Origin of the sequence: Paucibacter sp. XJ19-41, from assembly GCF_028462495.1 — a bacterium.
Taxonomy (GTDB): domain Bacteria; phylum Pseudomonadota; class Gammaproteobacteria; order Burkholderiales; family Burkholderiaceae_C; genus Roseateles_E.
The window spans coordinates 1-3,376 of the sequence record NZ_JAQOWX010000225.1 but is presented as its reverse complement, the minus strand read 5'-3'; the positions used below and the strand labels follow the sequence as shown (position 1 = coordinate 3,376).

Here is a 3,376-nt window from a genome sequence, read left to right as displayed (position 1 = left end):
CTCAGCGCCGCCTCGGCCGCCAGCACCCGCTCGCCCTCGGCGGTCAGCCGCGCACCGCCGCCGCCGGCGCCGCCGACCAGCTTCTCGACCAGGGGCATGCCGGCCAGATTGCTCAGGGTTTCGATGGCCTGCCAGGCCGCCTTGTAGCTGACGCCGGCCTCGCGGGCCGCCTGCGAGATCGAACCGACCGCGCCGACGCGGCGCAGGATGGCGATGCGCTTGTCGCCGGCCTCGTGGCGCAGCACCTCGCTCAGATCGGAGTGGGTGTTGTTCATGCGCCCATCCTAACCAGCGGCCTATACTGGCGCTATTCTTGTTTGGAATAGCGAGGTTGCCGTGCTGCGTTTTTCCGTCATGCTGCTGCTCATCGTGCTGCTCGGCAGGGTTCATGCGGCCGAGGTGCAGGTGGCCGTGGCCGCCAACTTCAGCGCGGCCATGCAGAAGATCGCCCAGGCCTTCGAGCAGGACAGCGGCCACCAGGTCAGGCTGGCCTTCGGCTCGACCGGCAAGTTCTACGCCCAGATCAGGAACGGCGCGCCCTTCCAGCTGCTGCTGGCCGCCGACGATACGACGCCGGAGCGGCTGGTGGCCGAGGGCCTGGGGCTGGCCGAGAGCCGCTTCAGCTATGCGACCGGCCGGCTGGTGCTGTGGAGCAAACAGCCCGGCCTGGTGGACGCCCAGGGCGCGGTGCTCAGAAAGGCCGGCGCCTTCGAGCGCATCGCGCTGGCCGATCCCAAGGTGGCGCCCTATGGTGCCGCCGCGATCCAGGCCCTGGGCAAGCTGGGCCTGCTGGAGGCGCTGACGCCCAAGTTCGTGCAGGGCGAGAGCATTGCCCAGACCTATCAGTTCATCGCCACCGAGAACGCGGCGCTGGGTTTTGTCGCACTGAGCCAGGTGCAGGTGGACGGGCGTATCGCCCAGGGCTCGGCCTGGATCGTGCCGGCCCACCTGCACGAGCCTATCCGCCAGGACGCGCTGCTGCTGAAGGCCGGGCTCGGCAATCCGGCCGCCGCGGCGCTGCTGCAATACCTGCGCGGCGACAAGGCCCGCGCCATCATCCGCGCCCACGGCTACGAGCTGTGAAGAGGACTCGCTGATGCCACTGGACCCCGCCGCCTGGCAGGCGATCGCGCTGACGCTGAAGCTGGCCGGCCTGACCACCGCGCTGCTGCTGCTGCTGGCCACGCCGCTGGCCTGGTGGCTGGCCCAGACGCGCTCGCGCTGGCGCGCCCCGGTCGCCGCGCTGGTGACCCTGCCCCTGGTGCTGCCGCCGACCGTGCTGGGCTTCTACCTGCTGGTGCTGATGGGGCCGAGCGGCCCGCTGGGCCAGCTGACGCTGGCACTGGGCTGGGGCACGCTGCCCTTCACCTTCAGCGGTCTGCTGATCGGCTCCATCCTTTTTTCGCTGCCTTTTGCGGTGCAGCCGATCCAGCATGCCTTCGAAGCCATCGGGCCGCGTGCGATGGAGGTGGCCGCCACACTGCGCGCCCGGCCGCTCGATGCCTTCTTCACGGTGGCGCTGCCGCTGGCCCGGCCGGGTCTGGCCACGGCGGCCATCCTGAGCTTCGCGCACACGGTCGGCGAGTTCGGCGTGGTGCTGATGATGGGCGGCAATATCCCGGGCCAGACCCGTGTCGTCTCGACCCTGATCTATGGCCATGTCGAGGCGCTGGAATATGCCCAGGCCCATTGGCTGGCCGGCGGCATGCTGCTGTTCTCCTTCGCCGTGCTGCTGATCCTGGCGCTGATGAAAAATCGTCGCGCGCTGCCATGAACCAGGCCCACCAGATCCGCCTGCGCCTGCCACGCGCGGCCTTCGAACTGGCCGTCGACATCGAGCTGCCGGCGCGCGGCATCACCGCGCTGTTCGGCCCCTCCGGCTGTGGCAAGACCAGCCTGCTGCGCAGCGTCGCCGGGCTGGAACCCGGCGCCAGCGGCCGGGTGCAGATCNACCAGATCCGCCTGCGCCTGCCACGCGCGGCCTTCGAACTGGCCGTCGACATCGAGCTGCCGGCGCGCGGCATCACCGCGCTGTTCGGCCCCTCCGGCTGTGGCAAGACCAGCCTGCTGCGCAGCGTCGCCGGGCTGGAACCCGGCGCCAGCGGCCGGGTGCAGATCGGCGGCGAGTGCTGGCAGGACGATGCGGCCGGGCTGTGCCTGCCCACCTGGCGACGCCCGCTGGGCTATGTGTTCCAGGAGGCCAGCCTGTTCGAGCACCTCGATGTGCAGGGCAATCTGCACTATGGCCTGAAGCGCGCCGGCGGGGCGCGGGGAGCGCAGGCGCTGCAGCAGGCCATCGCGCTGCTGGGCATCGGCGGCCTGCTGAAGCGCTCGAGCGCGCAGCTCTCGGGCGGCGAGCGCCAGCGCGTGGCCATCGCCCGCGCGCTGGCCACCGGCCCGCACCTGCTGCTGCTGGACGAACCGCTGGCGGCGCTGGACCTCGCCCGCAAGCAGGAGATCCTGCCCTGGCTGGAGCGGCTGCGTGACGAGCTCAACATCCCCATGCTCTACGTCACCCACGCGGTCGACGAGCTGGCCCGGCTGGCCGACCATCTGGTGCTGCTGGACCAGGGCCAGGTTCGCGCCGCCGGCCCGGTGGCCGAGCTGCTGGCCGCCATCGACAACCCGCTGCGCCTGGGCGATGAGGCGGGCGCGCTGCTGAACGGCACGCTGGCCGAGCGCGACCCGCGCTGGCATCTGTGCCGCGTCGCCTTCGACGGCGGCAGCCTCTGGCTCAAGGACAGCGGCCTGGCCCCGGGTCAGCCGCTGCGGCTGCGCGTGCTGGCGCGCGATGTCAGCATCGCCACCGAACAGCCGCGCCACAGCAGCATCCAGAACCAGCTGCCCTGCGTGATCGAGAGCATGGCCGAGCATGCCCACCCTTCGCAGCAGCTGCTGCGACTGCGCTGCGGGCCGGCGGTGCTGCTGGCCCGCATCACCAGCAAGGCCGCCGACGAGCTGCAGCTGCGGCCCGGCCTGCCGGTCTGGGCCCTGGTCAAGTCGGTGGCGCTGGTGCAGTAGCGGTGATCGCCCAGGCGGGATCGATACAATCGCGCCCATGTCCCGCTGGCTTCGCGCCCTTCTCATCGCCCTGCTGATCCCGATCTACGGCCTTGCCGCCGTCGGCATCGTCGCTCCCGATGATGCGAATGCCGGGCAGCTGCGGATCGAGGGGCATCAGAACCCCGAGGCTCTGGGCGACAGCTTCAGCGGCAATGTCGCCGACCTGGCCTTCGAGCTGGGCGACACCTCGGACGACGTCTCCGAAATCCCGCCCCCCGCCAGCCTGCTGACCGCCCCGGCCCCGGCGCCCACGGCGGTGCTGAGCGCCGCCGATTCGCGGCCGCCGACCAGCCGAGCGGAGACGCCGCTGCGG

Annotated in this window: 5 protein-coding genes; 4 read left to right on the top strand and 1 reads right to left on the bottom strand. The window is 71.3% G+C overall.

Going from position 1 to position 3,376, the window contains the following annotated elements:
- On the bottom strand, positions 1–275 hold a 275-nt coding region (locus tag PO768_RS28270), incomplete at its 3' end, for a winged helix-turn-helix domain-containing protein (protein WP_272648713.1).
- A gap of 79 nt (positions 276–354) precedes the next feature.
- Between PO768_RS28270 and modA the strand changes: the two genes are divergently transcribed.
- The 4 genes from modA to PO768_RS28250 all read left to right on the top strand — a co-directional run.
- Positions 355–1,083 carry a molybdate ABC transporter substrate-binding protein gene (modA, locus tag PO768_RS28265; protein WP_272648714.1) on the top strand — a complete coding sequence of 243 codons (729 nt, stop codon included), beginning with the start codon at positions 355–357 and terminating at the stop codon, positions 1,081–1,083.
- A 13-nt stretch (positions 1,084–1,096) separates the two neighbouring features.
- Positions 1,097–1,774 carry a molybdate ABC transporter permease subunit gene (modB, locus tag PO768_RS28260; protein WP_262968800.1) on the top strand — a complete coding sequence of 226 codons (678 nt, stop codon included), beginning with the start codon at positions 1,097–1,099 and terminating at the stop codon, positions 1,772–1,774.
- Entirely contained in the window at positions 1,771–3,021 is a 1,251-nt protein-coding gene (gene modC / locus PO768_RS28255; protein WP_272648712.1) for a molybdenum ABC transporter ATP-binding protein, read from the top strand. Before modB ends, modC begins: the two co-directional genes overlap by 4 nt.
- Positions 3,022–3,058: 37 nt before the next feature.
- On the top strand, positions 3,059–3,376 hold a 318-nt coding region (locus tag PO768_RS28250), incomplete at its 3' end, for a hypothetical protein (protein ID WP_272648711.1).